The organism is Lentzea sp. NPDC054927 (genome assembly GCF_053610285.1).
Genome location: NZ_JBSGXZ010000011.1, coordinates 125516 through 150202, shown reverse-complemented (window position 1 = coordinate 150202; position 24687 = coordinate 125516). Strand labels below are relative to the sequence as shown.

Below are 24687 nucleotides of genomic sequence, written 5' to 3'. Positions count from 1 at the left end.
ACACATAAATTAGGAATTATTCTTGACACCCGAAGAGGGCTCGGGGGAGGCTCACCGCATGTCCGTTCGCAGAGTCGCGTTGGCCATCGCCTTGATGTCCTTGGTTGCGACACCCGCATACGCCGGTGACGACCAGGGAGCGCCCACCTACTACGACAGTGGTGTCGCCAAAACCCCGTACATGGGGTGGAACACGTACTTCGGCCTTGGTGCGCCGAACGAGAAGGACGTCCGCGGTGTCGCGGACTACCTGGTGAGCAGCGGCCTGCGCGACGCGGGCTACCAGATCGTGTGGATCGACGGCGGCTGGAACGCGCCGACTCCTCGTGACGCCACGGGAAACCTGGTCGAGGACCCGGCGCAGTTCCCCGGCGGTTTCGACAAGCTGGTGCGGGACCTGCACGCGAAGGGTCTCAAGGCCGGCATCTACACCGACGCGGGCCCGTCCGACGGCAAGAACTGCGCCGCGGGCAGTGGCGGCGGCTACTACGAGAAGGACGCGAAACGGTTCGCCGACTGGAAGTTCGACGCGATCAAAATCGACTTCCTGTGCGGCATCTTCGCGAACCTCAAGCCCGCGCAGGCGTTCGCGGACTTCAGCAGGGCCGTGCAGAAGGCAGGCCGGCCGATGATCCTCAACCTGTGCAACCCGGTCACCGACGAGTGGGGCGTCCCGCACACACCGGACCAGGTCGCGCACATCTCCTACACCTTCGGGCCGCTGATCGCCGACTCATGGCGCACCTCGACCGACGTCGCGTTCGGCGCGCCGTACGAGGGCATCTGGCGTGACGTGCTGCGCAACATGGACCGCAACGCCTGGCACGCCGAGGCCAACGGCCCGGGGCACTACAACGACCCGGACTACCTGATCCCGATGCGCAAGACGCAGCAGGGCACCTACGAGCTCAACGAGGAGGAGTCCACCTCGCAGTTCGTGATGTGGGCACAGATGTCCTCCCCGTTGATCATCGGTTCGGACCCGCGCACGCTGCCGCCGTCGATGGTCTCGACGTTGAAGAACCCGGAGATCCTCGCGGTCAACCAGGACCCGCTGGCGATCCAGGGAGTGCGCGTGGCGTCGACCGGTGACACCGACGTGTACAGCAAGGTGTTGTCGCGCAAGGGTGAGCGCTCGGTCGTGCTGCTGAACCGCCGCGACGTCCCCGCCGAGATGACGGTGAACTTCGCCTCCGCGGGTCTGAAGGGCAACGTGGCCGTCCGCGACCTGCGGGCACGCGCTGACCGCGGCACCGCTTCGGAGTCGTACACGGTCACGGTTCCCGCGCACGGCACCGCGATGTTCAGGCTGCGCGGCACGGACCTCGTGCCCGGTGAGGCCGTCGGTTCCGATGCCACTGCGTCACCCGCGATCGCTCGCGTCGGCGACGAGGCGTTGGTGTTCTCACGTGGTGTCGGCGGCGAGCTGAAGATGCTCCGGGGCGGCAAGTGGTCCAGCCTGGGCAAGGCGATCCAGGGTCAGCCCGCCGTCCGCACCGTCGGTTCGGACGTCGAGGTCACTGTCCGCGGCACTGACAACCGTGCCTGGCAGCGGACCCTCCACAACGGACGCTGGGGCACGTGGAAGTCGCTGGGCGGCAAGCTGACCGACGCGCCTTCGGTCTCCGCGGACGGCACGCTCGTGGCTCGCGGCGTCGACGGCGAGGTCTGGCAGTACAACGGCATGTGGACTTCGCTGGGCGCGCCCGGTGACGCCCCGATCTACGGCAGGCCGAGTGTCGCCGGCGGCCAGGTGGCCGTGCGGACCGCGGACGACAGCGTGTGGGTCCGGCCGGTGAACGGCGGCGAGTGGGCGTCACTCGGAGGCGTGATCTCCGGCAGCCCGACGCTGGTCGAGTACCAGGACCGCGTCTACCTGTTCGCCCGGGCCAGCGACTACACGCTCTGGCAGGTCAACCGCAGCGACGGCGCCTGGGGTGGCTGGTTCAACCGTCCGGAGTTCCCGAGCAACTCGCTCGTCGGCGCGGTGGGTGCTACTGCTGGACCCGACGGCTCCGCGTGGACAGTGGTGCGCGGACCGGACAACAAGGTCTACCGGCAGAAGCTCTAGGAGAACCTGCATGAAGTGCGCGGTGGTGTCGGGTGCGGCAGCGGGAATCGGTGCCGCCACGGCACAGCACCTGACCGAGAACGGCTACCGGGTGATCGGCGTCGACATCGCCGGTGACGTGGCGGTGAAAGGTGACGTCAGCGACCCGGAGACGTGGCAACGGGCGGTGGAGCTGAGCGACGGCGGCGTGGACGCGTTGGTGTGCAACGCCTACACGGTCACCGTCGCCCCGCTGGACCTGACCACGCCCGCCGAGTGGGAACGCCAGCTCGCGGTCAACCTCGGCGGCGCGTTCCACGGCCTGCAAGCCTGCCTGCCGTCACTGAGGCAACGCGGCGGCTCGGTCGTGCTGGTCTCGTCGGTGCACGCGCACTTCGGCATCCCCGGCCACGGCGCCTATGCGACCACGAAGGGTGGGCTGGTCGCACTGACCCGCCAGCTCGCGGTCGAGTACGCGCCGGACGTCCGGGTCAACGCGGTGCTGCCCGGTCCCGTGCTGACGGCGGCGTGGGACCGGGTGTCCGTCGAGGATCGGCAACGCAGTGCCCGAGCCACCCCGGCCGGACGCCTCGGCGACCCGGCCGAGGTGGCGTCGGTGATCGGTTTTCTGTTGTCTCCGGGGGCGTCGTTCGTGACGGGCGCGGAGATCCTGGTCGACGGCGGCTGGTCCGCGGCAAAGGACAGTTCATGAAGGTGACGGCGGTCGAGACGTTTCTGGTCGAGCCCCGCTGGCTGTTCCTCAAGGTGAGCACGGACGAGGGGGTGAGCGGCTGGGGCGAGCCCGTGGTCGAGGGTCGTGCCGAGACGGTCCGAGCGGCCGTGCACGAACTGTCCGAGCTGGTCATCGGGCAGGATCCGTTGCGCGTCGAGGACCTCTGGCAGGTCCTGCGCCGCGGCGGCTTCTACCGCGGCGGCCCGGTGCTGTCGTCGGCGCTCTCCGGCTACGACCACGCGCTGTGGGACATCGCCGGCAAAGCCCGCAGCCTGCCGGTGCACGAACTGCTCGGCGGCCCGGTCCGCGACCGCGTGCGCGCCTACTCGTGGGTGGGCGGCGACCGTCCTGACGGCATCTTCGACGCGGTGGCCCGGCAGGTCGAGGCCGGTTTCGGCGCGGTGAAGATGAACGCGACCGCTGAAATGCGCCCGATCGCCTCGCCTGCCGAGGCTCAGGCGGTGCTGGAACGCGCGCGGGAGGCCCGTGCGGCGCTGGGACCCGACGGCGACCTGGCCATCGACTTCCACGGCCGCGTTTCTCCTGCCATGGCACGACGTCTGGTCCGCATGCTGGAAGAGGTGCAGCCGATGTTCGTCGAGGAACCGGTGCTGCCCGAACTCCCGCCCGAGGTGCTGGCATCGGTCGTCCAGGCGTCCACCGTGCCGATCGCGACGGGGGAGCGGCTGTTCTCGCGCTGGGAGTTCAAACCGGTGCTGGACGCGGGCGTCGCCGTCGTGCAGCCCGACCCCTCGCACGCGGGCGGCATCTCGGAGCTGCGTCGGATCGGGTCGCTCGCCGAGGTCTACGGGGCGTCGATCGCGCCGCACTGTCCACTCGGGCCGATCTCGCTGGCGGCGTCGCTGCAGGTGGCGTTCACGACGCCGAACTTCCTGATCCAGGAACAGAGCGCGGGCATGCACTACAACGGCACCGACCCGGCGTACCTGGTCGACATGGCGCCGGTGCGGGTCGTGGACGGCTGGATCGCCCGGCCGACCGGGCCCGGGCTGGGCGTGGAGGTCGACGAGGAGGCCGTGCGCCGGGCCGCGGAGATCGGGCACGCGTGGCGGTCGCCGGTCTGGCGGCACGACGACGGGGCCTTCGCTGAGTGGTGATCTGCTACCAGTCCGCCGTGGCTTCCTCGAAGTGACGCCGGACGGCCTCGGGATCCGGGCCTTCGCCGAAGCGAACTCCAGCAAGACCAGCGTAGGCCGCCACGTCCTTCAGCACGGGCGACACCACGACCCTCCAGGTGGCGGGATCCACCGCCATCAGGCCTCTGTCGAACAGCTGGTGCACGTCGGCGCGCAGCAGGACAACGTCGTTCACGCTGTGCGCACCGCGGTCCTTGAGCGGAATGAGATGGGCTACCTGGATGAGTTCCGCCGGACACGGCCCGGTGACCGCACACGCGAATCCGTAGCGTGCGATCAGCGCCTTCCTGAATCGGGCCTGGTTGTGCCGGGCCACGACCATCGCGCGCCGCGGTGGCTCCTGAGGCTCGGCGGCGATCGGCGTGGTCACCTCGATTCGATCTGAACCGACGTCCTTGCCGGCGATGACGTGCAACGGCTCGATGGCTGTCTCGTCGAGCACCTGTGCACGAGGCACCAGCAGCTTCCACTGGCCTTTGGACGTCTGCGTCAGCGTGTCGAGGCTGATCAGCTGCCAGTGGCATTGTTCTGACGCCGGGTCGTACATGACCAGCAACACGGGCAGTGAACAGTTCAGCCAGTACTCGACGTGCGCAGTCGTCGGGTAGTGCCACCAGCCGAGCGGGGCCGGGCGGTCGAAGTAGCTTCGTCCTCCCTTGATCTGCAGCGCGAGCAGCCTGCCGGTCATCTCACGGTTGCGGCCGATCTCGACGAGGGCGTCCAGGCCGTAGTCGTCGTCTCCGTCCAGAGAGCGGAACGTCCACCGCAGCTTCTTGGTCACAGCGAGGTGAGCCTCGGCGACCGCCACAGCAGCTATCTCCGCGCTCAGGGGCCGGTTCATGGTCTCAAGATCCTAGTCGCTTGCCGGCTCCTGCCAGCGGGCTGCCAGTCGGGTGTGCGGTCGGTGCCAGCGGCTCGGGTGAGCCTGATCTTGCCGCCAACCGGGCGGCACGATCAGAAGGAGCCCGAATGCACGTCACGATCATCGGTGCCGGCCTCGGCGGACTCACGCTCGCCCGCGTGCTGCACGTCAACGGCATCCCTTCCACCGTCTACGAGGCGGAGGAGTCGCCGACGTCGCGCGCGCAGGGCGGAATGCTCGACATCCACGACTACAACGGCCAGCTCGCCGTCGAGGCCGCCGGGCTGATGGCCGAGTTCCAGAGCCTGATCCTGGAAGGCCGCCAGGCGATCCGGGTCCTCGAGTCCGACGGCACCGTCCTGCTCGACAAGCCCGACGACGGCACCGGCGGCCGGCCCGAGGTGCAGCGCGCCGACCTGCGGCAGATGCTGCTCGACTCGCTGCCGGAAGGCACCGTTCGCTGGGCCCACAAGGTAACGGCCGTTGAAGGCAAAGAACTGACGTTCGCCAACGGCACCACCGTCACCGCAGACCTGCTGGTCGGCGCGGACGGGGCGTGGTCGAAGGTCCGGCCGTTGCTGACCGATGCGACGCCCGTCTACACCGGCACGTCGTTCGTCGAGACCTACCTGTTCAACGCCGACACCGCGCACCAGGTCGCTGCGAAGGCGGTCGGCGGCGGCTCGATGTTCGTGCCGGACAAGGGCAGAGGCATCTTCGCGCACCGGGAGAGCGGCGACACCCTGCACGCCTACGTGGAGTTCGTCCGGCCGCTGGAGTGGTTCGACTTCGACGTCACCGACGCACAACGGGTCGCGCAGGAGTTCGAGGGCTGGGCACCGGAGCTCACCGCGTTGATCACCGAGTCCGACACCCCGCCGTTGCTGCGTCCCCACTACATGCTGCCGGACGGCACTCGCTGGGACCGCGTGCCGGGCGTGACGCTGGTCGGCGACGCCGCGCACCTCTCCGTGCCCAACGGCGAGGGCGCCAACCTGGCCATGCTGGACGGCGCCGAACTCGCCAAGGCCCTGGCCACACACACAGATGTCGAAACGGCGCTGCGAGAGTACGAGGAGGCCATGTTCGTGCGCACCGCGGAGACCGCCGAAGACACCGACGGCATCCTCGAGAGCATCTTCGGCGAGGACGGCGCACCGCAGAAGCTGCTCGACATGCTCATGGCAGCTGAACAGCACTGACGAGCAGCGCTTGCGGCTCAGGCATACGATCGTGCGCATGACGCAAGAGGATGGCGATCTGGACAGCCTGGTGCGCAAGCGGATCCGGGCACTGCGGGTCGCGCAGGGGTGGTCTCTGGACGAACTCGCGACCCGCGCCCGGATCAGCCCGTCCTCGCTCAGCCGCATCGAGAACGGCCAGCGCCGCCTCGCCCTGGACCAGCTCGTGACCCTCTCCCGGGCCCTCGACACGTCACTCGACCAGCTCGTCGAGACCGACACCGACGACGTGATCGTCAGCCCGATGATCGACGGCGCGCACGGCACCATGCGGTGGCCGATCAAGGCGGAACCCGGCATGACCGTCATGCGCCAGCGAATGACGACCCCGCCGCCGGACACCACCGCGTCCCTGCGCGCACACTCAGGCCGTGAGTGGCTGGTAGTCCTCTCCGGCACCGCGATTCTGCTGCTGGGCAACCGCCGGATCCGCGTCGAGACCAACCAGGCCGCCGAGTTCCCGACGATGCTGCCGCACGCGATCGGCACCGCCGGCGGCCCGTGCGAGATCCTCGGCATCTTCGACCGCGAGGCCCGCCGCGGCCACAACGCCGACAAGAAGGCCTGATCTTGCGCGGACGGCACGGGCCGAACCGACCGTCTTGCTTCATACGCAAGTGATCGTGCATTAGGCGCACGGCCGACCTACCTTGAGGTTATGAGCGATCACGGACACGGACACGGCCATGGGCACGGCCACGGCCACGGCGACCAGGCAGAAGTTCTCGAACTCGACGCGGAGATCCTCGCCGAGCACACCGCGTCCATCATCGACTGGCTGCCCGTCATGACCCCGCGCCACGTCGTCGACCTGGGCAGCGGTACCGGCGCCGGCACGTTCGCCCTCCTCACCCGCTTCCCCGAAGCCCGCATGACCGCCGTGGACTCCTCGGTCGAGCACCTGAAACGCCTCCACGACAAGGCCTGCGAACAGGGCCTGACCGTCGACACGGTCCAAGCCGACCTCGACACGCAATGGCCGGACCTGGGCACCCCGGACCTGGTCTGGGCGTCCGGCTCCCTGCACCACATGGCCGACCCGGACCACACCCTGCGTCAAATCCACAACACGCTCGCCCCAGGCGGCCTGCTCGCGGTGATCGAGATGTCCGGCATGCCGAAGTTCCTGCCGGACGACGCCCCCGAAAGCCACGTGGAGCAGCACCACCACGACGAACGCGTCCCCCACCGAGGAGCGGACTGGGGCCCGAAACTCACCGCCGCCGGCTTCACCGTGGAAGGCGAACGCACCATCACCGTCCACATCGAACGGTCGCCCGCCGTCGAACGCTATGCACACCTCGTGCTGCGAAGGCTGCTAGACACCGAAGCCCTCGAACGCGCCCTGGGCCGCGACCTCACCATGCGCGCCGAACGTACCGTGTGGGCAGCAAGGAAGGTATGAAAGACGGGTGGAACGCATAGAGGTCTGGCGCGAGTCGCTCGGTCCACTGCCCGGCGTGCGGGACGGAGACGTGCTCGCCTACGAGTTCCAGCTGCCCGACCGGTTCGAGCCGTGGCCCGGCGGCACGCTGCTGGAACGGGTGTTCGTGCTCCTGGACCTCGGCGTCAGCATGTCCGTACCTGCGTGGCAACGCGCACGCCGCACCGACCGCTCCGACGCCGGCCCGACGACCTGGTACGTCGACCTGGTGGCGCTGGAGGAGAAGCCGGGTGCGGTGATCGTCCGCGACCTGTACGCCGACGTCGTCGTGCCGGTCGACGGGCGCCACCAGCGGATGCTCGACCTCGATGAGTACGCCGACGCGATCGAGAGCGGGGAACTGTCCGTTGTGGACGCCATTGACGGATTGCGGCGGTGGCAACGGTTTCTCGATCTGCACCTGCACTCCGAACGTGAGCCGCGAGGGGAGTGGACGGACTTCCCGCCGCGACGGCTGAACGCGTTGATGGCGCTCCCGGCTCCGCTCGGGCCGATCGTCACGGAGCCTTAGAGGCCTCGACCAGCGCTGTCCGCAGCCGGTCGAGCGCATCGGCCCTAGCGCCGACCAACGACGGTTCCGCGACCGAAGCCGCCACCACGGACACGGGACGCGGCGCGGAACTGATCGTGTCGAGCAACGCCGGTCCCCACGGCCCGCCCACCACGACGACCGCGGGATCGGCGAGCGCCACCAACGCCGTGACAACACCACTGACGGCCCGTGCCACCGCTTCCAGCGTCGGGGCGTCGGCGGCCAGCAACCGGTCGACGTCGATCGCCGTCGACCCGGCCTGCCGCAACCCCAGCGCGCCGAACACCTCGATGAACGGCATCGCGCCGGACGGCCCGGCCGTGATCAGGTGCGAGATCTCCCCGGCCAGCCCGGAATGCCCGCGCCGCACCGCGCCATCGGACACAACCGCACACCCCAGTCCCTCGCCCAGGTACAGGTAGGCGAAGTCGGTGACTCCAAGGGCCGCGTGTTCGGCCTGTGCCGCCCAGTTCACGTCGTTGTCCACGATCACGGGGCCGTTCAGGAGCGGCGTCAACTCCGCGACGGGATCCAGCGAGCCCACCAGGAAGGGGGAGTCGGGCAGCTGGACGAGGCGGCCGGTCCGCCGATCAACGGGGTCGGCCGCGCTCACGGTGCACAGCCGGACGTTGTGCGCCGCAACGGTTTCCGCGACGACCGCGGGCAGCACGCCGGCCACTTCCGCCGGTGAGGTGAGCGCGTGGTGCACCGTGGCCACCACGTCCCCGTACGCATCGACGCACTCGGCCGTGACGCCGCCCGGCGCGATCGTCACCACCAACGCCACACCCACATCAGGTGCCAGGCTGTAGAACGAGCCGACTCGGCCCTTGCCGCGCCCGCCAGGGGTGCGTTCGCCGGTGTCGGCGACCAGGCCCTGTTCGACCAACCGCCGCACGGACTCGCCCACGGTCGGCTTGGACAACCCGGTCTCCACCGCCAGCTCGGCTCGCGTCAGCTTCCGCGCGGACATCAACGAGCGCAGCACGTGCTCGTCGGAGATCGAACGCAGCAGCTCCTGCGAAGGCCTGGTCACGGCGCGCATTCTAGTTAGAGGTCTTGCCTACAAGGCTGCGACACGCCTATGGTTCCAAGTAAGGAGGCCTTACTGGAAGGAGTCAAGGTGCTGCCGAACTGGGAGACCATCCCCGCTGACCTGCCGAAAGCCGTTCGTGAGATCAAGAAGGCGATCCGGGCGAACATCGAGGCGTCAGGCCGGACCGTCGAAGAGGTGTTCGCGGTCGTCGAGAAGCAGATCCGGCAGGAGGTCGACGACGTCAAGGCGGGTCAGGGCTGGCCGGTGATCGACTACGCCGACATCGAGGCCGGAACAGCGTCGACAGAGCTGGTCCAACGCCGCGGCTGTCTGGTTGTCAGGAACCACTTCGACCGCGAACAGGCCCAGGCCTGGGACGGGTCCATCGTGGACTACGTCGAGAGCAACAACTTCTTCGAGAACTACCGCGGCCCTGGCGACGACTTCTTCGGCAGCGTCGGCTCGAAGCCTGAGATCTACCCGATCTACTGGTCGCCGGCGCAAACCGAAGCCAGGCAACACGAGCGCATGGCCACGGTCCAGAAGTTCCTGAACGGCCTGTGGAAGCACGACGGCTGGTTCGACCCGGACCGCGACGTCCACTACCCGGACCGCATCCGCAGGCGTCCGCCCGGTGCGAACTCCAACGGCCTCGGCACGCACCTGGACCCCGGCACGCTCGACCTCTGGATGACCACCGAATACCAGCAGGCGTTCCGGCACCTGTTCAACGGCACGGTCGAGCAGTACGACCCGTGGGACGCGGCCCACCGCACGACCGGTCCGCAGTACCCGGGAACCACGATGTGCTCGGTGTTCCGCACGTTCCAGGGCTGGACCGCGCTCTCGGACATGGATCACGACCAGGGCGTCCTGCACACCGTGCCGATCCCCGGCGCGATGGCGTACCTGATGCTGCGTCCGCTGCTCGACGACGTCCCGGACGACGACATGTGCGGTGTGACGGTCAACCAGGTCTTCCCGGTCAACGAGAAGTACCACTCACTGTTGTTAGAGGCTCTAACGGGAATTCCGGACGTTCGCGCCGGTGACTCCGTCTGGTGGCACTGCGACATGATCCACAGCGTCGCGCCCGTCCAGGACCAGCAGGGATGGGGCAACGTCATGTACATCCCCGCCGCGCCGTGGTGTGCGCGAAACGAGCGGTATGCAGCTGAAATACAGCATGCATACGCCACCGGTTCCAGTCCGAGCGACTTCCCGGAAGAGCATTACGAGCGCGACTGGCCCAACCGCTCACGCCCCGAATAGCACCCGGAACACCGCGCCCTCACCCGGCGCGGTGTCCAGTTCGATCCTCCAGCCGTGTGCCGCGACCAAGGCGGCCACGATCGCCAGCCCCAGCCCGGTTCCGCCCGGCCCACGTGCGGAGTCCACGCGGTAGAAGCGTTCGAACACGCGCGAGGCCTGCTCGGCGCTCATCCCAGGTCCGTGATCGCGAACCTCGAACGACCCCGCGGTCAGGCGTACCTCGATCGGCGACCCCTTCGGCGTGTGGATCACCGCGTTGTCGAGCAGGTTGGTCAGAATCCGCCGCACCAGCGCCTCATCGGCCTGCACCAGCACCGGCTCGGCAGGCAGCTCCAACGCGACGGCCCGCTCCGGCTCGCGCATGCGGGCCTCGACGACGGCATCGGTGACCAGCACGACCAGGTCCGCAGTGGACAACGTCAGCGGCTGCTCCGAGTCGAGCCGCGCCAGCTGCAACAGGTCGTCGACGAGCAGGCCCATCCGTTCGGCGTGGTCCTCGATCCGCTTCAGGACCTCCGCGGCATCCGTGGCGGCGCCCTGCCGGTAAAGCTCGGCATAGCCCCGAATCGACGTCAACGGCGTCCGCAGCTCGTGCGAAGCATCGGCGGCGAACTGTCGCATCCGGTTCTCCGACGAGATCCGGACCGCGAACGCCTGCTCGATCTGCCCGAGCATCGTGTTCAACGCCGAAGCCAGCCGCCCGACCTCGGAGCCGGGCCGCCGCACAGGGACTCGCCGAGACAGATCACCGTCCGCGATCTCCCCGGCGACCTGTTCGACCTCCTCCAACGCCCGCGTGGAGGCGCGGACCAGGGCATACCCGGCCATCCCGACGAGAATCAACGCGCCGAGGCTGATCAGCAGGAACGCCAGCCGCAGGTCGTCGACGGCCTTGTCGACCTCGGACTGGTCGGTCGCCACGATCAACTCGGCGCCGTCGAGCTGCCGCATCACCAACCGATGCGAGCCCACCGAAACGTGCTCGCCCTCAGTCAGCTGCCCGTACCCCGGCAGCCCTTCGAAAACCGTGCCGGACAGCACCTCGGACGGCGACCGAAGAATCACGTTCTCCCGCGTGGGAAACTGCCGAGGCAAGGACGCCACCCGGTCGATCCGCGCGTCGAGCTGGCCGAGCAGGTACCGCTCCATCACCTGCGACCCGATCAGCCACGTGCCGAACAGACCCGCGCCCACCAGGGCGACGAGCACGACCACCAGCCGCACGCGCAACGTCATGAGCGGATCATGTACCCGAGACCGCGGACGGTGTGGATCAGGCGAGGCTCGGACGCGTCCACTTTGCGCCGCAGGTACGAGATGTACGACTCGACCACCCCGAAGTCCCCGTCGAAGTCGTGCGACCACACCTGATCGAGTATCTGCGCCTTCGACAACACACGCCCGCTGTTGCGCATCAGGTAGTGCAGCAACCGGAACTCGGTCGGCGACAGCTCCACCACCCGCGACCCGCGCCGCACGATGTGGCTCTCCACGTCCAGCGACAAATCACCGCAGGTCAACGCCTCGAACGCGTGCCCAGGCCGGGTGCGGCGCAGCACGGCCGTCACCCGCGCGATGACCTCCTCCAGGCTGAACGGCTTGGTGATGTACCCGTCGCCGCCGATGGACAGGCCGGTGATGCGGTCGTCGGTGCTGTCCCGCGCGGTCAGGTACAGCACCGGCACCTGCACGCCGCCGGAACGCAGCCGCCGCACCACCTCGAACCCGTCCCGGTCCGGCAGCATCACGTCCAGCAGCACCAGGTCCGGCGCCTCGGAACGCGCCGCCTGCAACGCTTCGCCGCCGGTCGCCGCGCTCGACACGGTGAACCCGGCGAACCGCAGGCTGGCGCACAGCAGCTCGCGGATGCTGGGTTCGTCCTCGACGACGAGCAACCGGCCGCGTTCCACGCGTTGATCCTGCATCAGCCGGTGGCGGGCCGCTGCGTGATGGTCTGCCCGGTCACCGTGCCGTCCGAGCCCGCCTGGCCCTGCACGACGACCTGTTGGCCTGCCTTCAGATCGGCCAGCTTGCCGTCGGACGTGATCTGCACCTTCGTGGTGTCCGAAGTGGACACCTTCACGATCTGACCGTTCTGGGTCTTCACGTACACGGTCGTGCCGTCGACGTGGTCGATCGTGCCGGTGGTGCCGCGCCCGAAGTTCCCGCCGTTGGGCCGTTGCTGGGCACCAGACGGCGGCGTGCCGTTGAACTGACGCCCAGCCGCGTTCTGGCGGGCCGGGGTTTCGCTGGCACCGAAGGACTTCTGCACGAACACCCCGCCGACGAACGCCACGATGGCGAGCACCGCGACACCCAGGATCACCGTGGTCTTGCCGAAGCCTGCCTTGCGTTCCTTCAGCTCAGCCGAGATGTCGTTCTCCAGCGGCTGATCGAGAGGACTGGTCACGTCAAGTACTCCTATTCGTGCCTGAGGGCTTCGATGGGACGGAGCTTCGCCGCGCGCGAAGCCGGGTAGCTGCCGAAGAACAGGCCGATCAACGCCGACACCGCGAACGCCAGCAGCACCGACGACGGCACGAGCACGGGCTGGATGCCGGCGATGGTGAACCGGCTGCCGATCACCCCGGCCGCGACGCCCAGGAAGCCACCGAACAGGCTCAGCAGCGTCGCCTCGATCAGGAACTGGCCGAGGATCGACGATCGCGGTGCTCCAACAGCTTTGCGGATGCCGATCTCCCGGATCCGCTCGGTGACGGTGACCAGCATGATGTTCGTGATGCCGATTCCGCCCACCAGCAACGAGATCGCAGCCACTGACGCGAGCAGCACGGTGAACGTCTCCGTCGTCGCGGTCCGCGCGGTGAGCAGCTGGTCCTGGCTGAGGATCCGGTAGTCGGCGGTGTCGGTGACCTTGTGCCGCCCGTTGAGGATCGTGGTCACCTGGGCCTGCGCGTTCGGCAACGCGTCGGCCGATCGCGCCTGCACGACGATCTGCGTGAGGCTGCCGTAGCCGGTCAACGCGTTCTGCGTGGTCGTCAGCGGCGCCACGGCCATGTCGTCGGCGTCCTGCAACCCGCTGGAACCCTTGGCCGCCAGCACTCCCACGACGGTGAACGGGATGTTGTTGACCAGCATGGACTTCCCGACCGGATCGGTGCCGGGGAAGAGCTGCGTGGCCACGGTCGCGCCGATCACGACGACCTTGCGCGCCTGCTGGACGTCGTTGTCGGAGAACAGGTTCCCTTGCGCGACACCGCTGTTCGTGGTCTCGAAGTAGCGCGGATCCGAGCCGATGAACTGGCTGATCGCGTAGCTCGTCGTGCCGTAGCCCGCGGTCGCCTGCGCGTTCACGACCGGCGACGCGTACTTGACGTCGGGGGAGTCGGAGCCGACCAGCGCCGCCGCGTCCGCCGTGGTCAGCGGCTTGACGGTGCTGCCGGGCTGGGCGCGCTGCGGGCTGATCGTCAGGATGTTCGTGCCGAGCCCCGCGATGCTCTGCTGCACCGCGCTGGACGCGCCGTTGCCGACCGCGATCAGCAGGATCACCGACGCGACACCGATCAGGATGCCCAGCGTCGTGAGGCCGGAACGCATCTTGTTCGCGGTCAACCCGCGCACGGCGAACGCGGCGATTTCGAAGAGTCTCACACCAGCACCCCCGCGACCCCGCCTGTAGGAACCCCGTCTGTGGGAACACTGCCGTCCACCACGCGAACAGTGCGCATGGCGTGGCTGGCGACCTCGTCCTCGTGCGTGATCAACACGACCGTGCGCCCACTCGCGTTGAGGCGGTCGAGGATGCCCAGGACCTCGCGGCTGGACTCGGTGTCGAGGTTTCCGGTCGGTTCGTCGGCAAGCACGATCGCGGGTGACGTGACGAGCGCACGCGCGATGGCGACGCGCTGCTGCTGTCCACCGGACAACTCGTTGGGCCGGTGATGCGTGCGGTCCGCGAGACCGACTAGTTCGAGAGCGGCAAGCGCGCGCTCACGACGTTGGGCACGCCGAACTCCCGCGTACACCAGCGGGAGTTCGACGTTCGCGAGTGCCGTGGTGCGCGGCACCAGGTTGAAGGACTGGAAGACGAACCCGATCTTCCTGTTGCGCAGCAAGGAAAGCTGTTCCTCGTCGAACTCGCCGGTGTCGATCCCGTCGAGCAGGTACTTGCCGGACGTCGGCACGTCGAGGCACCCGAGGATGTTGAGCAACGTCGACTTGCCCGACCCCGATGCGCCCATGATCGCGATATACTCGCCCTTCTCGACGGTCAGATCGAGCCCCCGCAACGCATGTACGGCCGTGTCTCCGGCGCCGTACGTCTTGCGGAGGTTCCTGACCTCGATGACCGGGCTCATCGACCGGTCCCGGTGAAGCCGCCGCCGTTGCGCTGGCCGCCGGTGCCGGTTCCGGGCAGGGTGCCCGGCTGCTGCTGACGGTTCTGGTTGGTCGACGTCGTCACCTGCGGCAGCACGACTTCCTCACCGGCGGTCAGCCCGGACTTGATCTCCACGTACTGGTCACCGCGCACGCCGATCTCGACCGTCTTGCGGGTTTCCGCGCCGTTCTCCATCACCTGCACGCTGCTGGCGCCGCTGACGGTCTGCACCGCCGCCGCCGGTACCGCGAGGACGTTGGCCGCCGAGCTGACGGTGACCTCGACGCTCGCCGACTGACCGGGCCGCAGCCCCGCCGGCGGTTCCGTCAACGTCAGCGTCACGCCGTACTGAACGACGTTGTTCGAGGTCGTGGGTGTGAGGTCGACCTGGGTGACCTTGGCCTGGATCGGCTGCGTCGACATCGCGTTGACCGTGACGGACGCCGCCTGGTCGGCCTTGAGCTTGCTGACGTCGGACTCGGAGACGTTCGCGTGCAGCACGAGGTTCTTCAGGTCCGTGACGACCACGAACCCGGACGCCGTCGTTGCGGTCGTGCTCGTGGTCGAACTGGTGCTGCTGGACGAACTGCCCGAACCCACCTTCTGCCCCACGGACCCGGTGACCGACGTGATGGTGCCGTCGCCTGGTGCCGTCAGCGTGGTGGCCGCGAGGTTGTCCTTCGCTTGCTGAAGCGCGAGCTGCGTCTGCCGGTACGCCGTGAGCAGCGCGGTCGTGCCGGTGCCCTTGTCCAGTGCCGCGTTCAGGTTGCCCTGCGCGATGTCGACCTGCAGCTGAGCCTGCGTCGGATCGAGCTTGGCGAGCTGCTGGCCCTTGGTGACGACGTCGCCGACCTTGACGTTGACCTCGGTGACCGTGCCGCTGGCGCCGAACGACGCGGCGGCGCTGAACGAGCTCTGCACTGTCCCGGACGCCGTCACCGTCTCGCTGACGTCGCGGTTCGCGGCAGCGGCTGTGCGGGCGGCGGTGGGCTGGGCACTGCCGGAGGAGCCGAAGAACACCAGGTAGCCGGCCACACCGGCGCCGAGGAGCACCACCACCAGCAGTCCGTTGATCAACAAGGATCTGCGACGTCGAGTCATGGCCAGGGATGGTCGTCCCCCAAGCTGTGGCGCGGCTGCGAGTTTCCTGGCAGTGCGCTGAAGATCAGCCGGTACGTTTTCACCCGAACGAGCACCTTAATTGCTCGGGGAGCAAGCCCTAACGTCGAACCATGGCCACGACCACTCCATCCACCGCGTACAGCCGGGATCTCGGCGACGAACTGCGCCGGTTGCGCGAGACCTGCACCGGTCTGACCGGTGCCTCGCTCGCCGTCCGCCTCGGCTGGGATCCCAGCAAGCTCTCGACCCTGGAAACCGGCAAGTACCGGGGGAGCGAGATCGACCTCGTGCAGTACTTGTCCATGTGCGGCAAGGACATCGACTTCTTCGAGGAGTTCAAGCAGCGATACCGGTACGCGTTCGAGGAGTACATCGTCCAGGCCTCGGACAACCTGCGCACGCTCACCATGGCGGAGTCCACCGCCAAGACGATCATGCGGTACGACACGCAGTCGGTCACCGGTCTCCTGCAGACAGCCGAGTACGCCGGCGCCTGGTACCGCATGGGTGGATTCGTCACCGAGGATCGAATCCCGTCACTTGTGCAACTCCGGACCGACCGTCAGTCACTCCTGCGGCGACACGATCGGCCGGATTGCTTGTTCTACATCCACGAGTACGCACTGCAGACGCAAGTCGGGGACGCCCGCATCATGCAGGACCAGTACTCCAGGTTGCTGCGCAGCGCGCATTTCATCCGGGTGGTCCCTGTTGGCGCGCCTGTGGTCGCCGCCAACTGCACCCTGTGGGAGTTCGACAAGGCGATGCCGGTGGCGTTCATCGAGGGCGACCTGGTGAACGTGTTCGTCCAGGATCCCGGCGCCATCGTGAGGGCCCGTCTGCTGTTCGACCGTTTGGCTGAGGTCGCCTTGGATGCGGAACAATCGCGGAGCAAGCTGGCGGAGTTCGCCGGCCGACCGCGAGAGGACCTCGATGACGCAGGAACGGGTATGGCGTAAGAGCAGCTACAGCGGTGCGACGGAAGACGGGGACTGCGTCGAGGTGTCGCTGGCCTCCGACGCTCTCGTCCGTGACTCGAAGAACCCGTCCGGAGGCGTCCTGACCTTCACTTCGACCGCGTGGAAAAACTTCCTCGAAAACCGTTGAACCATCGCCCGTCTCAGCACGTGTTCCCGCCGTCGAACGGGATCGAGGGGGACGGGTCATGGACGAGAAGACGGTGCTGCTGGGCAAGGTCGGGCCAACGGTGATGCTGCCGCGCCAGGGCGCCCAGGTGCTTCCGCTGCGCAAGTCCACCCCGCTGCGGGTGGACGTCGCGGGCGGCGGCCCCGTCGGCCTGGCGTTCGCCTGCACCCTGAAGTCGATGCTGGGCGACCAGGTGTCCGTGCGCATCCACGACCGCCGCTGGATGCGCCAGGGCGACCGAGTCGTCTGGCGCGGCTCGGCCGAGGGCAACAACCGCCGCGAGCAGGTCGTGACGCTGCAGAGCAACGTCTGGGCCGCCCTGCCCTCCGAGGTCCGCCAACGCCTCTTCACGCCGGGCAAGTTCTCCGAGATGTGGCCGCTGGGCCCCGACTCCCCGGAGTCCAAGGGCCGCCCGCGCAACATCAAGATCCGCTGGATCGAGGACGCCCTCCTGGACATGGCCCAGGACGTCTACAACATCGAAGTGGTCCCCGCCGCGTATGTGAAGCCGGACCGCTGGGACGGCGTGCACGTCCTGGCCATCGCCGACGGCGCCAAGTCCGCCACCCGCGACTCGCTGTCGTCGCACTTCGGCACCCCGAGCCGTGAACTGTTCTCAGTGGACGGTTCCCCGCTGGACGAGCGCGTCCTGGGCATCCGCGTCACCGCGAAGGTCCCCGACGAGCACACCGTCCCGCTGACCGTGGCGCAGAACAGGTTCCTCTTCAACTCACTCGGCGGCGGCTTCATCAACATGCGCCTGACCGCCGAAGAGGCCTCCGAAATCGTGGCCCTGGGCGAAAACGGCCCGGTCTCGTGCATCGGCAAGTTCGGCTGCACCATGCGCCCGTCCGGCACCCGCTTCGTCTGCGACCGCCACCGCGCCGTCTTCAAGCCGTCGGTCGACAAGCTTTCCTACCTGTGGCCCCGAATCCTGGACGGCCTGCGCTTCTTCGGCGTCGGCGCGGCCGATGTCGTGGGCATCAACTCGTTCACGCTCGGCATGCAGCAGATGTCGAAGTTCACCGCCCAGCTCGCCCCTTCGACGTTCGGCTTCCTGCTGGGCGACGCGGCCAACTCGCTGCACTTCTGGCCGGGCCGCGGCCTGAACACGGGCCTGAAGAGCGCCCTGTCGCTGGCCGTGAACCTGCAGAAGCGTTGGCGCGGCTCAGCTTTCCGCGCTGCCGACTTCGCCCAGCACGAGGGCATCATGCAGCAGCTCCAGTACCGCGAGAAGTCCCGCGCCTGGACGACCATGCTCATGCCGGACTCCGAGGGCGTGCCGCGCGGCATCGAGGACCGCATCCGTACGGGCCTTGACGGCCCCTTCGACCGTGCGGCTTTGGTCAAGACGTTGTTCGAGCGCGTGCTGGGCATCAAGAAGCGCCTCGGTGACCGGATGGGTTCGCTGGCGACCGACGAGTGGTACTACGGCCGCATCAACGCGATGGACATGCGCACCTTGAAGGTGATGGTGGAGTCCGGGCCGTGGATCACGCGGGAGATCGGCGGCGAGGAGGTCGTCATTCCTTCGGCCGAGCCCGCTACCGTTCAGGAACCTGTTCGCCGGGGTCTTTCACTGGTCTCCTAGGGCAATTCGTTGCCATTTCACGGACAATTCCAGGTCGCATTGAATCGGCTACCGGCTCGTGGTCGAGACTGCTACTTTGTGACCTCGTCGGGATCGTCTGCAGGGGCAAAGTCATGGACATCGTCTGGATCCTGGTGCTCGTTGTTGTCGCCATTTTGCTTGTTTGTGCTGCCGTCTGGCTTCGGATCTGGTTGTCGCACCGCGCGGTGACGAGCGTGGACGAATATCAGGAGGAATGTCCGACGCTGGAGATCCTGCCGGTTCCGGTGGACCACCTGCCCGCCGACGAGGGCCCGGTTGTGGAGCGGGAGTGGTTTCGGCCCAGTCGAGAGCCCGACGCCGTGGAGACCCAGAACGTCGAGGCCCGCCAGGACCCTCCCCGTGGGCAGGCCGCGCCTGGCTTGGCGGCTCGCCGCGCAGAGTCCGGCCGAGCCTTTGGCCAGGCAGCCGGCCAGTTGGGTTCTGGTCAGGCTGCGGCCGGCCTGGCGTCTGGTCGGGCGGGTGCCGGCATGATGGGCGGTCAGGCGCCCAGTGGCAGGGCGGCTGCTCCGGCAGCCGGATACGCGACGACTGATGGCGGGGGAGCGGTCTTTGACGGCCACTCGGGACAGATCTGGATCATCGACGACTCGACGGCCGACCGGCAGAACGGCATCAGTCCGCCGGCGATCGGCGCCGACTCGGGCGCGGACAGGGTTGTTCCCATCGACGCCCACGCCCCCGACTGGCCGTCTTTCGACCTCCGGTCAGGCGCCGGCGGTGAGGATCCACTTCCCCGCAGCGGCCTGTTCATCCGGCGCAACAACGCGTTCGGCACCAAGGCCACCCTCGGCATCGCGGACCTGATCGATCACGGGGTTCTCATCGATCAGACGCAGATCCGGTTCGACGATTTCATCTCGTCGGATCCTTCTGGAATTCCCGTGCCGGCAACCTCTGATGCCATAGCCGTCAGCTATGGCACGTGTGCGACTAAGCAAAACTTCTGCGCCAACAGCAACACCACCCATTTCGTTGAACTGGCTTTGCGAGCCGGCGAGATTCCGCAGAGCGCACCGTCGGCCCGGGAATCTCTGCCGGTGAACTTCGTGTTCGTGGTGGACACCAGCGGCTCGATGGAGGGTTCGAAGCTCGGCACCGTGAAGGCGGCGCTCCGTGAGCTCTACTCCCAGCTGCGCGACACCGACATCCTGGGAATCGTCACCTTCGACACGCAGGTCCGCACGGTGCTCAAGGCGACACCGAAGAAGGGCATCTCCACGACCCAGTTCGAGGTCGTCGTGGCCGGGCTGTCCGCGTACGGCGGCACGGACATCAATCTCGGCGTCCTCTACGGCATCGACGAGATCGCTCGGCACTCGCGGACGGACATGGTCAACTGCCTGTACCTGTTCTCCGACGGCGACCCGAACTCCGGCGAGCACGACTGGATCACCATCCGCCGCAACATCGCCGATCGCATCCGCGGCGACCTCACCCTGTCCTGCTTCGGGTTCGGCAGGGAGGCCCGGATGCGTGAGCTCGAAGCGCTGGCCGGCATCACGGGCGGCTCCTGCACGCTGGTGACCGACCCGGACGACGTGCGCCTCAACCTCGCCGAAGATCTGGCCAGGCGCGAACACCTCGCCGCCATCAACATCCAGCTGCAGATCGAGCTCGACGCGACCGTCACCGCGTGGCACCTCTACGGCCACGACCTGATCACCGACCCGTCCAGCCGCGCCCGCGTCGAACGCGACGTGGCAGCCGCGAAACACCGCGCCCGCGACGAGATCGGCGTCGAGTCGTTGCCCGATCTGGTGACCGAGGACGACGGCATCCGCATCTTCGCGCCCGATCTGGCGTTCGACGAGACGTACTGGGTCGTCCTGGAAGTGCGGGCACCGGCCGGCTGGACGGGGTTCGGCAAGGCGACGGTCCAGTACGTGGACGCCGTCGCCAAAGACAACCGCCGGCACGTCGTGGACCTCGGCCCCGACACGACGATCGCCGCCGAAACGGTGTTCGCGCACGCGGTCGGCCTCCGGACCAGCGAGATCACGTTCTGCGCGCTCGACGACCTCTACCACGACGACAGGGACGCGGCCAGGCGTCGCCTGGCCGAGCACGTCGACCTTCTCGGTGCCGCCCACGCCCACGTCCCGGCCCCGCAGTTCCGCGACGACCAGATGACTTTCCGGAAGCTGATCAGCCTGACGAGCAACCTCGGCCTGGTCCGGGCGTGGACCGACCGGGGAGACACCGGCTACACGATCTTCGCCATGAACAAGTTCGGCCAGAGCAGGTCCGGTTTCCTCCGCAACCGCTTCAGCTAGCCAGCTCCGCAGCGGTCCTGCCGGCAAAGGATGTTCTCGACGACCTCGTTGCGATCGGTCACCCGCCCGGCAACGTGTCCGACACCCGTCCATCTTCACCGCTGGGCGAGGTACACCCAGGCATCCGCACCCGACCCGAGCCGGACGAGCGCCCGCCGGTAGTCGTCGACCTCGTAGACGTCGGCCGCCGCCAACTCCTCCGTCGTCACCTCGAGGACCGTGCCCGCGGTCGTGTCGGCGGGGTCGCCGGTGCGCCGGACGATCGGGTGCCGGTCCGTTCCGCTGACCGCGATCACGGCAGGGTCGGTGATCGTCACCCAGTCCTGCCGGAAGCCCGGCAGCACTTCCGGTGAGCCGTGCAGTTCCCGGCCGAAGTGCTCGCGCTGAACCGACGGCGTCTGCAACGTCCCGTACGAGAAGAGGTTCACCACCGCATCGGCCGGCCCGCCGATCCGCCGCAACACCGGCTGAGCGACATCCGCGTTCCCGAGCACGATGGAAGCGCTGTCCGCCGGTCCGACCTCGTCGAGGTACCGGCGACTGGCAGCGTGATACCGCTGGTCAAACGCCCGCTCGGCTTGCTCCAGCCCGCCGAGCAGCTCGGTGTCGCGGCGCGTCCCACGATCCCGTGCCACCTCGAACGGCGTGTCGACGAAGACAACCTCGTCCCAGATGAGCTCCCGCTGCAGGAAGCTGCCGTCGACGACGAGCACCAGGTCTGCCGGAGCTTCGATCGGCGGTTCGTCGATCGGTGCGTCCGAGCGGAGGTCGATGATCCGTTGCCGGTACTTCCGATCCCCTCCGGGCCCGAGCGGCTCCAGCACCAGTCGCTCAAAGGACGCGAAGTCGTAGGCGTCGGCGTAGTACCCGTCCGCGGAGTCCCGTCCCAAGCGATGCCGGACCACCCGTGGGTTGTGGAACCCGTCCATCGACAGGTGCGCCGCTGCCCGTCCACGTTCGACCAGCGCAGCCGTCAGCTCGCGGGCAAGGGTTGTCTTGCCGGACGCCGTGATCCCGTCGACTGCCACGCGCAACGGATGTCCAGGTCGCTGTTGAGCGAGGTGGTCGGCGATCCTGCCCAGCACGCGGTCTCTGACGATCATGCGACCGAGCCTATGTCAGTCCTCCTCGACCTCGCGCCGCGCCAACCGCACCTCCTCGATGTCCAGCCGCCGCTGGATGGTCCGCAACACGATGTCGTCGATCGCCGCCTCGTCACGCAGCCGTACCACCGTCGCCCGCTTGTGCGAGATCAGTTCCAGCCGCAGAGCCGCGTACTCGACCTCGGACGCCGCGACCTCCTCGTCGCCGGCTTCCTTGGCCCGCACGACCTCCATGTGGTGTTCGTACTCGGCGAGCACCCGCTTGTAGACGACGTCGCGCACGCCGACCTTGTCCGCCAGGCGCGGCAACGCCTCGTAGGCCTCCTCGGACGCCGTCGACTGCGCCAGCCGCAGTTCCTCGTCCAGCGCCGTGTCCTCCGGCAGCTGTGAGAACCGGATGATCGACGGCAGCATCAGCGCCTGCACGATCAACGTCAGCACGACCACACCGGACGTGATGAGGATGATCTCCTCGCGGAACGGGAAAGGTCCGCCGCCGACGACGGTCTCGGGCACCGCTAACGCCGCCGCCAACGACACAGCGCCGCGGAATCCGGCTGCCGACGACACCAGCCGTTGCCGAGCACCCACGCGCCGAAGTCGTTGCTGGGGACGGCGATCGATCGCGCGGATGATGTACGGGGTCGTGTAGCTCCACAGCAACCGAGTCCCGGCGACGGTCAGCGCCACCAGGCCGATGCCGCCGAACGCGGTGAGGATCTCGCCGCCGTCCAGCGACCGGATCGCGCTGTGGGCCTGGAGTCCGATCAGGACGAACAGGGCGCCGTTGAGCAGGAACGTCGCGATGCCCCAGAACGCGTAGCTCACCTGACGGGTGTCGGCGGGCACGATCCGCGGGCCGACCCGCGCCAGCGTCAGGCCGCACGTCACCACGGCGATCACGCCGGAGCCGTGGACCGTTTCGGCCAGCAGGAAGGCGGCGAACGGGGTCAGGATGCTGACCACGGTCTCGTGCAACGGGCTGTCGAGGCGTTTGCGCACCTGCACGGCGAGCCACGCGATCGCCAGGCCCGCCACCGCGCCGCCCGCGTAGGACAGCAGCAGCTGCAGGCCGACGCGTCCGGTGCTGAACTGCTGCTCACCGGTCGTGATGGCGATGGCGATCGCGTAGATCACCAGCGCGGTGCCGTCGTTGATCAACGACTCCGCGCGCAGGATCGTCGTGGTCCGGCGCGGCATGCCCCGCGCGATCGCGGACACGGCGGTCGCGTCGGTGGGCGCGAGGGCCGCGCCGAGCACCCACGCCGGGCCCCAGTCGAGGCCCAGCGCGTGGGCGACCGACGCGACCGCTGCGGCCGTGGCGAGCACGAGCAGCGTGCTGAGCAGCACGATCGGGCGGAGGTTGCTGCGGATCTCCCGCAGCGAGGTGTTGAGGCTCTCCCAGTAGAGCAGCGCGGGCAGGAAGATCAGCAGCATCGCCTCCGGCGGGAGGCTGACCTCTTCCAGGGCCGGTACGAAGCCGAGCACGGCGCCGCACACGACCAGCAACACCGGGGCCGCGAGGCGCAACCGTCCTGACACGACACTGCTCGCCAGGATGCACACGCCCAGCACCACTACGAGTTCAAGACCGAGCATGCGCCCAAGATAAGCGGCTCACGCGCTCAGCGCGTCATCCAATTCGGCGAGCAGGCGCGACTTGGGACGCGCTCCCACGATCTGCCGGATCGGCACGCCGTCGCGGAACAGCAGCATCGTCGGCAGCGACATGACCTGGTAGTCGCGTGCGGTGGCGGTGTTCTCGTCGGCATTGATCTTGAGCACGGTCAGGTCGTCGCGCTCGCGGTCGATCTCGTCGAGCACGGGCGAGAGCATGTGGCACGGCCCGCACCACTGCGCCCAGAACTCGACGAGCACGGTGCCGGTCTTCGTGCTCTCCGCGAAGGTGGCGTCGGTCAGCTGCACTGGAACTCCTTGGGTTCGGCCACGAGGCACGGATCCTGAAAGGCGAGCCTGGCCAGCAGGAACTCCCGGACGGCCTGGAGCCGCTCCAGGCACTCGTCCACCTCCGCGAGCTTGCGCTGGTAGACCTCCCGCGAGTCGGGACACGAGTCGCCCGACTCGTGCCCCGCGCGCAGGCACGCCACGAACGGCCGGGTGTCCTCGAGTGACATGCCGACCGCCTGCAGCGACTGGATCTCCCGGACCAGCCGCAGGTCGTTGTCGCTGTACTCGCGGTAGCCGTTGGACGTGCGCTGCGCTTCCAGCAGTCCCTGGGACTCGTAGAAGCGCAGCGCACGCGTGGTGGTGCCGGCTCGCTTGGCCAGTTCGCCGATCCTCATGCCACGACGCTAAACCTTGACGCGCACGTCAAGGCAACATTCTCAGTCCGCGACCAGGCCGGCGAGCTCCCGCTGCCGCCGGATCACCCAGCGTCCCGGCGCGATGCCCGTGCCGCCGTGTTCGGGGTGCAGCAGGTAGACGGGCGCGGTGTTCTCGATGGCGGGGTTCCCGCCGCAGGGCGACCAGCGGCAGGTGCCCGGATCGGCGACGAGGACGTGCGGGTGGCGGCCGTCGCCGCCCTCGACGAGGTGGACGCCCTCGGCCGGTACCCAGCGGTCCGCACTGCTGCCGGAGTCGCCGGTGAGCATCGAGAACGGGATGACGATCAGGTCGCCCTGGGCCTGCAGGCCGTCGACGACGGGGACGGTGGTCTCTCGCTCGAGGTGGTCGAGCGTGTCGACGTTGGTGCGGTCGACGAGTTCAGCAAGGTTCATGGTGTG

General features: G+C 68.2%; 25 protein-coding genes. 12 read left to right on the top strand and 13 right to left on the bottom strand.

Annotated elements, in window-relative coordinates; genetic code table 11:
* Nucleotides 1-58 precede the first annotated feature (58 nt).
* The 3 genes from ACWGE0_RS18995 to dgoD are packed head-to-tail and all read left to right on the top strand — an operon-like array spanning nucleotide 59 to nucleotide 3901.
* Nucleotides 59-2071 carry a hypothetical protein gene (locus tag ACWGE0_RS18995; protein WP_452262193.1) on the top strand — a complete coding sequence of 671 codons (2013 nt, stop codon included), beginning with the start codon at nucleotides 59-61 and terminating at the stop codon, nucleotides 2069-2071.
* 10 nt (nucleotides 2072-2081) lie between these two features.
* The gene (locus tag ACWGE0_RS18990; RefSeq protein WP_452262192.1) at nucleotides 2082-2762 is read left to right on the top strand and encodes an SDR family NAD(P)-dependent oxidoreductase; all 681 of its coding nucleotides are present in this window, start codon (nucleotides 2082-2084) and stop codon (nucleotides 2760-2762) included.
* Nucleotides 2759-3901, top strand: a complete 1143-nt coding sequence (dgoD, locus tag ACWGE0_RS18985) for a galactonate dehydratase (RefSeq protein WP_452262191.1) — start codon at nucleotides 2759-2761, stop codon at nucleotides 3899-3901. Before ACWGE0_RS18990 ends, dgoD begins: the two co-directional genes overlap by 4 nt.
* Nucleotides 3902-3905: 4 nt before the next feature.
* Here the strand turns inward: dgoD and ACWGE0_RS18980 are convergent, their stop codons facing one another.
* A complete protein-coding gene (locus ACWGE0_RS18980; protein WP_452262190.1) occupies nucleotides 3906-4781 on the bottom strand; it encodes a DUF4365 domain-containing protein in 876 nt (291 codons plus the stop codon).
* 128 nt (nucleotides 4782-4909) lie between these two features.
* Between ACWGE0_RS18980 and ACWGE0_RS18975 the strand changes: the two genes are divergently transcribed.
* The 4 genes from ACWGE0_RS18975 (at nucleotide 4910) to ACWGE0_RS18960 (ending at nucleotide 7998) form a co-directional block, all read left to right on the top strand.
* Complete coding sequence (locus tag ACWGE0_RS18975) at nucleotides 4910-6004, top strand: FAD-dependent oxidoreductase (protein WP_452262189.1); 1095 nt, start codon at nucleotides 4910-4912, stop codon at nucleotides 6002-6004.
* 37 nt (nucleotides 6005-6041) lie between these two features.
* Nucleotides 6042-6611, top strand: a complete 570-nt coding sequence (locus ACWGE0_RS18970) for a helix-turn-helix domain-containing protein (RefSeq protein WP_452262188.1) — start codon at nucleotides 6042-6044, stop codon at nucleotides 6609-6611.
* Nucleotides 6612-6701: 90 nt separating this feature from the next.
* Nucleotides 6702-7448: a class I SAM-dependent methyltransferase gene (locus ACWGE0_RS18965; protein ID WP_452262187.1), complete on the top strand. Its 747-nt coding sequence runs from the start codon at nucleotides 6702-6704 to the stop codon at nucleotides 7446-7448.
* A gap of 7 nt (nucleotides 7449-7455) precedes the next feature.
* The gene (locus ACWGE0_RS18960; RefSeq protein WP_452262186.1) at nucleotides 7456-7998 is read left to right on the top strand and encodes a DUF402 domain-containing protein; all 543 of its coding nucleotides are present in this window, start codon (nucleotides 7456-7458) and stop codon (nucleotides 7996-7998) included.
* Here ACWGE0_RS18960 and ACWGE0_RS18955 read toward each other — a convergent pair.
* Nucleotides 7985-9055, bottom strand: coding sequence for an ROK family protein (locus tag ACWGE0_RS18955; protein ID WP_452262185.1), 1071 nt, complete (start codon nucleotides 9053-9055; stop codon nucleotides 7985-7987). The two genes, ACWGE0_RS18960 and ACWGE0_RS18955, sit on opposite strands and share 14 nt — an antisense overlap.
* 87 nt (nucleotides 9056-9142) lie before the next feature.
* Between ACWGE0_RS18955 and ACWGE0_RS18950 the strand changes: the two genes are divergently transcribed.
* Entirely contained in the window at nucleotides 9143-10327 is a 1185-nt protein-coding gene (locus ACWGE0_RS18950) for a YbiU family protein (RefSeq protein WP_452262184.1), read from the top strand.
* Here ACWGE0_RS18950 and ACWGE0_RS18945 read toward each other — a convergent pair.
* Genes ACWGE0_RS18945 through ACWGE0_RS18920 form a run of 6 tightly spaced genes read right to left on the bottom strand, consistent with a single transcriptional unit; the run spans nucleotide 10313 to nucleotide 15767 of the window.
* Nucleotides 10313-11563: a sensor histidine kinase gene (locus ACWGE0_RS18945; RefSeq protein ID WP_452262183.1), complete on the bottom strand. Its 1251-nt coding sequence runs from the start codon at nucleotides 11561-11563 to the stop codon at nucleotides 10313-10315. The two genes, ACWGE0_RS18950 and ACWGE0_RS18945, sit on opposite strands and share 15 nt — an antisense overlap.
* The gene (locus ACWGE0_RS18940) at nucleotides 11560-12252 is read right to left on the bottom strand and encodes a response regulator transcription factor (RefSeq protein ID WP_452262182.1); all 693 of its coding nucleotides are present in this window, start codon (nucleotides 12250-12252) and stop codon (nucleotides 11560-11562) included. Before ACWGE0_RS18940 ends, ACWGE0_RS18945 begins: the two co-directional genes overlap by 4 nt.
* Nucleotides 12252-12737, bottom strand: a complete 486-nt coding sequence (locus tag ACWGE0_RS18935) for a hypothetical protein (RefSeq protein ID WP_452262181.1) — start codon at nucleotides 12735-12737, stop codon at nucleotides 12252-12254. Before ACWGE0_RS18935 ends, ACWGE0_RS18940 begins: the two co-directional genes overlap by 1 nt.
* 11 nt (nucleotides 12738-12748) lie before the next feature.
* Entirely contained in the window at nucleotides 12749-13939 is a 1191-nt protein-coding gene (locus tag ACWGE0_RS18930) for an ABC transporter permease (RefSeq protein WP_452262180.1), read from the bottom strand.
* Complete coding sequence (locus tag ACWGE0_RS18925; protein ID WP_452262179.1) at nucleotides 13936-14646, bottom strand: ABC transporter ATP-binding protein; 711 nt, start codon at nucleotides 14644-14646, stop codon at nucleotides 13936-13938. The genes ACWGE0_RS18930 and ACWGE0_RS18925 overlap by 4 nt, the downstream gene beginning before the upstream one ends.
* The gene (locus ACWGE0_RS18920; protein WP_452262178.1) at nucleotides 14643-15767 is read right to left on the bottom strand and encodes an efflux RND transporter periplasmic adaptor subunit; all 1125 of its coding nucleotides are present in this window, start codon (nucleotides 15765-15767) and stop codon (nucleotides 14643-14645) included. The genes ACWGE0_RS18925 and ACWGE0_RS18920 overlap by 4 nt, the downstream gene beginning before the upstream one ends.
* A gap of 131 nt (nucleotides 15768-15898) precedes the next feature.
* On the opposite strand from ACWGE0_RS18920, the gene ACWGE0_RS18915 reads away from it, so the two are divergent.
* From ACWGE0_RS18915 to ACWGE0_RS18900, 4 genes are all read left to right on the top strand, one after another.
* Nucleotides 15899-16747 carry a helix-turn-helix domain-containing protein gene (locus ACWGE0_RS18915; RefSeq protein ID WP_452262177.1) on the top strand — a complete coding sequence of 283 codons (849 nt, stop codon included), beginning with the start codon at nucleotides 15899-15901 and terminating at the stop codon, nucleotides 16745-16747.
* The gene (locus tag ACWGE0_RS18910; RefSeq protein ID WP_452262176.1) at nucleotides 16662-16895 is read left to right on the top strand and encodes a DUF397 domain-containing protein; all 234 of its coding nucleotides are present in this window, start codon (nucleotides 16662-16664) and stop codon (nucleotides 16893-16895) included. Before ACWGE0_RS18915 ends, ACWGE0_RS18910 begins: the two co-directional genes overlap by 86 nt.
* 58 nt (nucleotides 16896-16953) lie before the next feature.
* Nucleotides 16954-18525, top strand: a complete 1572-nt coding sequence (locus tag ACWGE0_RS18905; RefSeq protein WP_452262175.1) for a hypothetical protein — start codon at nucleotides 16954-16956, stop codon at nucleotides 18523-18525.
* Nucleotides 18526-18740: 215 nt separating this feature from the next.
* Entirely contained in the window at nucleotides 18741-20840 is a 2100-nt protein-coding gene (locus ACWGE0_RS18900; RefSeq protein ID WP_452262174.1) for a VWA domain-containing protein, read from the top strand.
* Nucleotides 20841-20935: 95 nt separating this feature from the next.
* On the opposite strand, the gene ACWGE0_RS18895 is transcribed toward ACWGE0_RS18900, so the two are convergent.
* The 5 genes from ACWGE0_RS18895 to ACWGE0_RS18875 are packed head-to-tail and all read right to left on the bottom strand — an operon-like array spanning nucleotide 20936 to nucleotide 24681.
* Nucleotides 20936-21943, bottom strand: coding sequence for a gamma-glutamylcyclotransferase (locus ACWGE0_RS18895; RefSeq protein WP_452262173.1), 1008 nt, complete (start codon nucleotides 21941-21943; stop codon nucleotides 20936-20938).
* Nucleotides 21944-21958: 15 nt separating this feature from the next.
* Nucleotides 21959-23542 (bottom strand): Na+/H+ antiporter, encoded by a 1584-nt coding sequence (locus tag ACWGE0_RS18890; RefSeq protein ID WP_452262172.1) that lies wholly within the window; start codon nucleotides 23540-23542, stop codon nucleotides 21959-21961.
* A gap of 18 nt (nucleotides 23543-23560) precedes the next feature.
* The gene (trxA, locus tag ACWGE0_RS18885) at nucleotides 23561-23869 is read right to left on the bottom strand and encodes a thioredoxin (protein WP_166055391.1); all 309 of its coding nucleotides are present in this window, start codon (nucleotides 23867-23869) and stop codon (nucleotides 23561-23563) included.
* Entirely contained in the window at nucleotides 23860-24246 is a 387-nt protein-coding gene (locus ACWGE0_RS18880; protein ID WP_452262171.1) for a MerR family transcriptional regulator, read from the bottom strand. Before ACWGE0_RS18880 ends, trxA begins: the two co-directional genes overlap by 10 nt.
* 42 nt (nucleotides 24247-24288) lie before the next feature.
* Nucleotides 24289-24681 carry a hypothetical protein gene (locus tag ACWGE0_RS18875; protein WP_452262170.1) on the bottom strand — a complete coding sequence of 131 codons (393 nt, stop codon included), beginning with the start codon at nucleotides 24679-24681 and terminating at the stop codon, nucleotides 24289-24291.
* Nucleotides 24682-24687 lie beyond the last annotated feature (6 nt).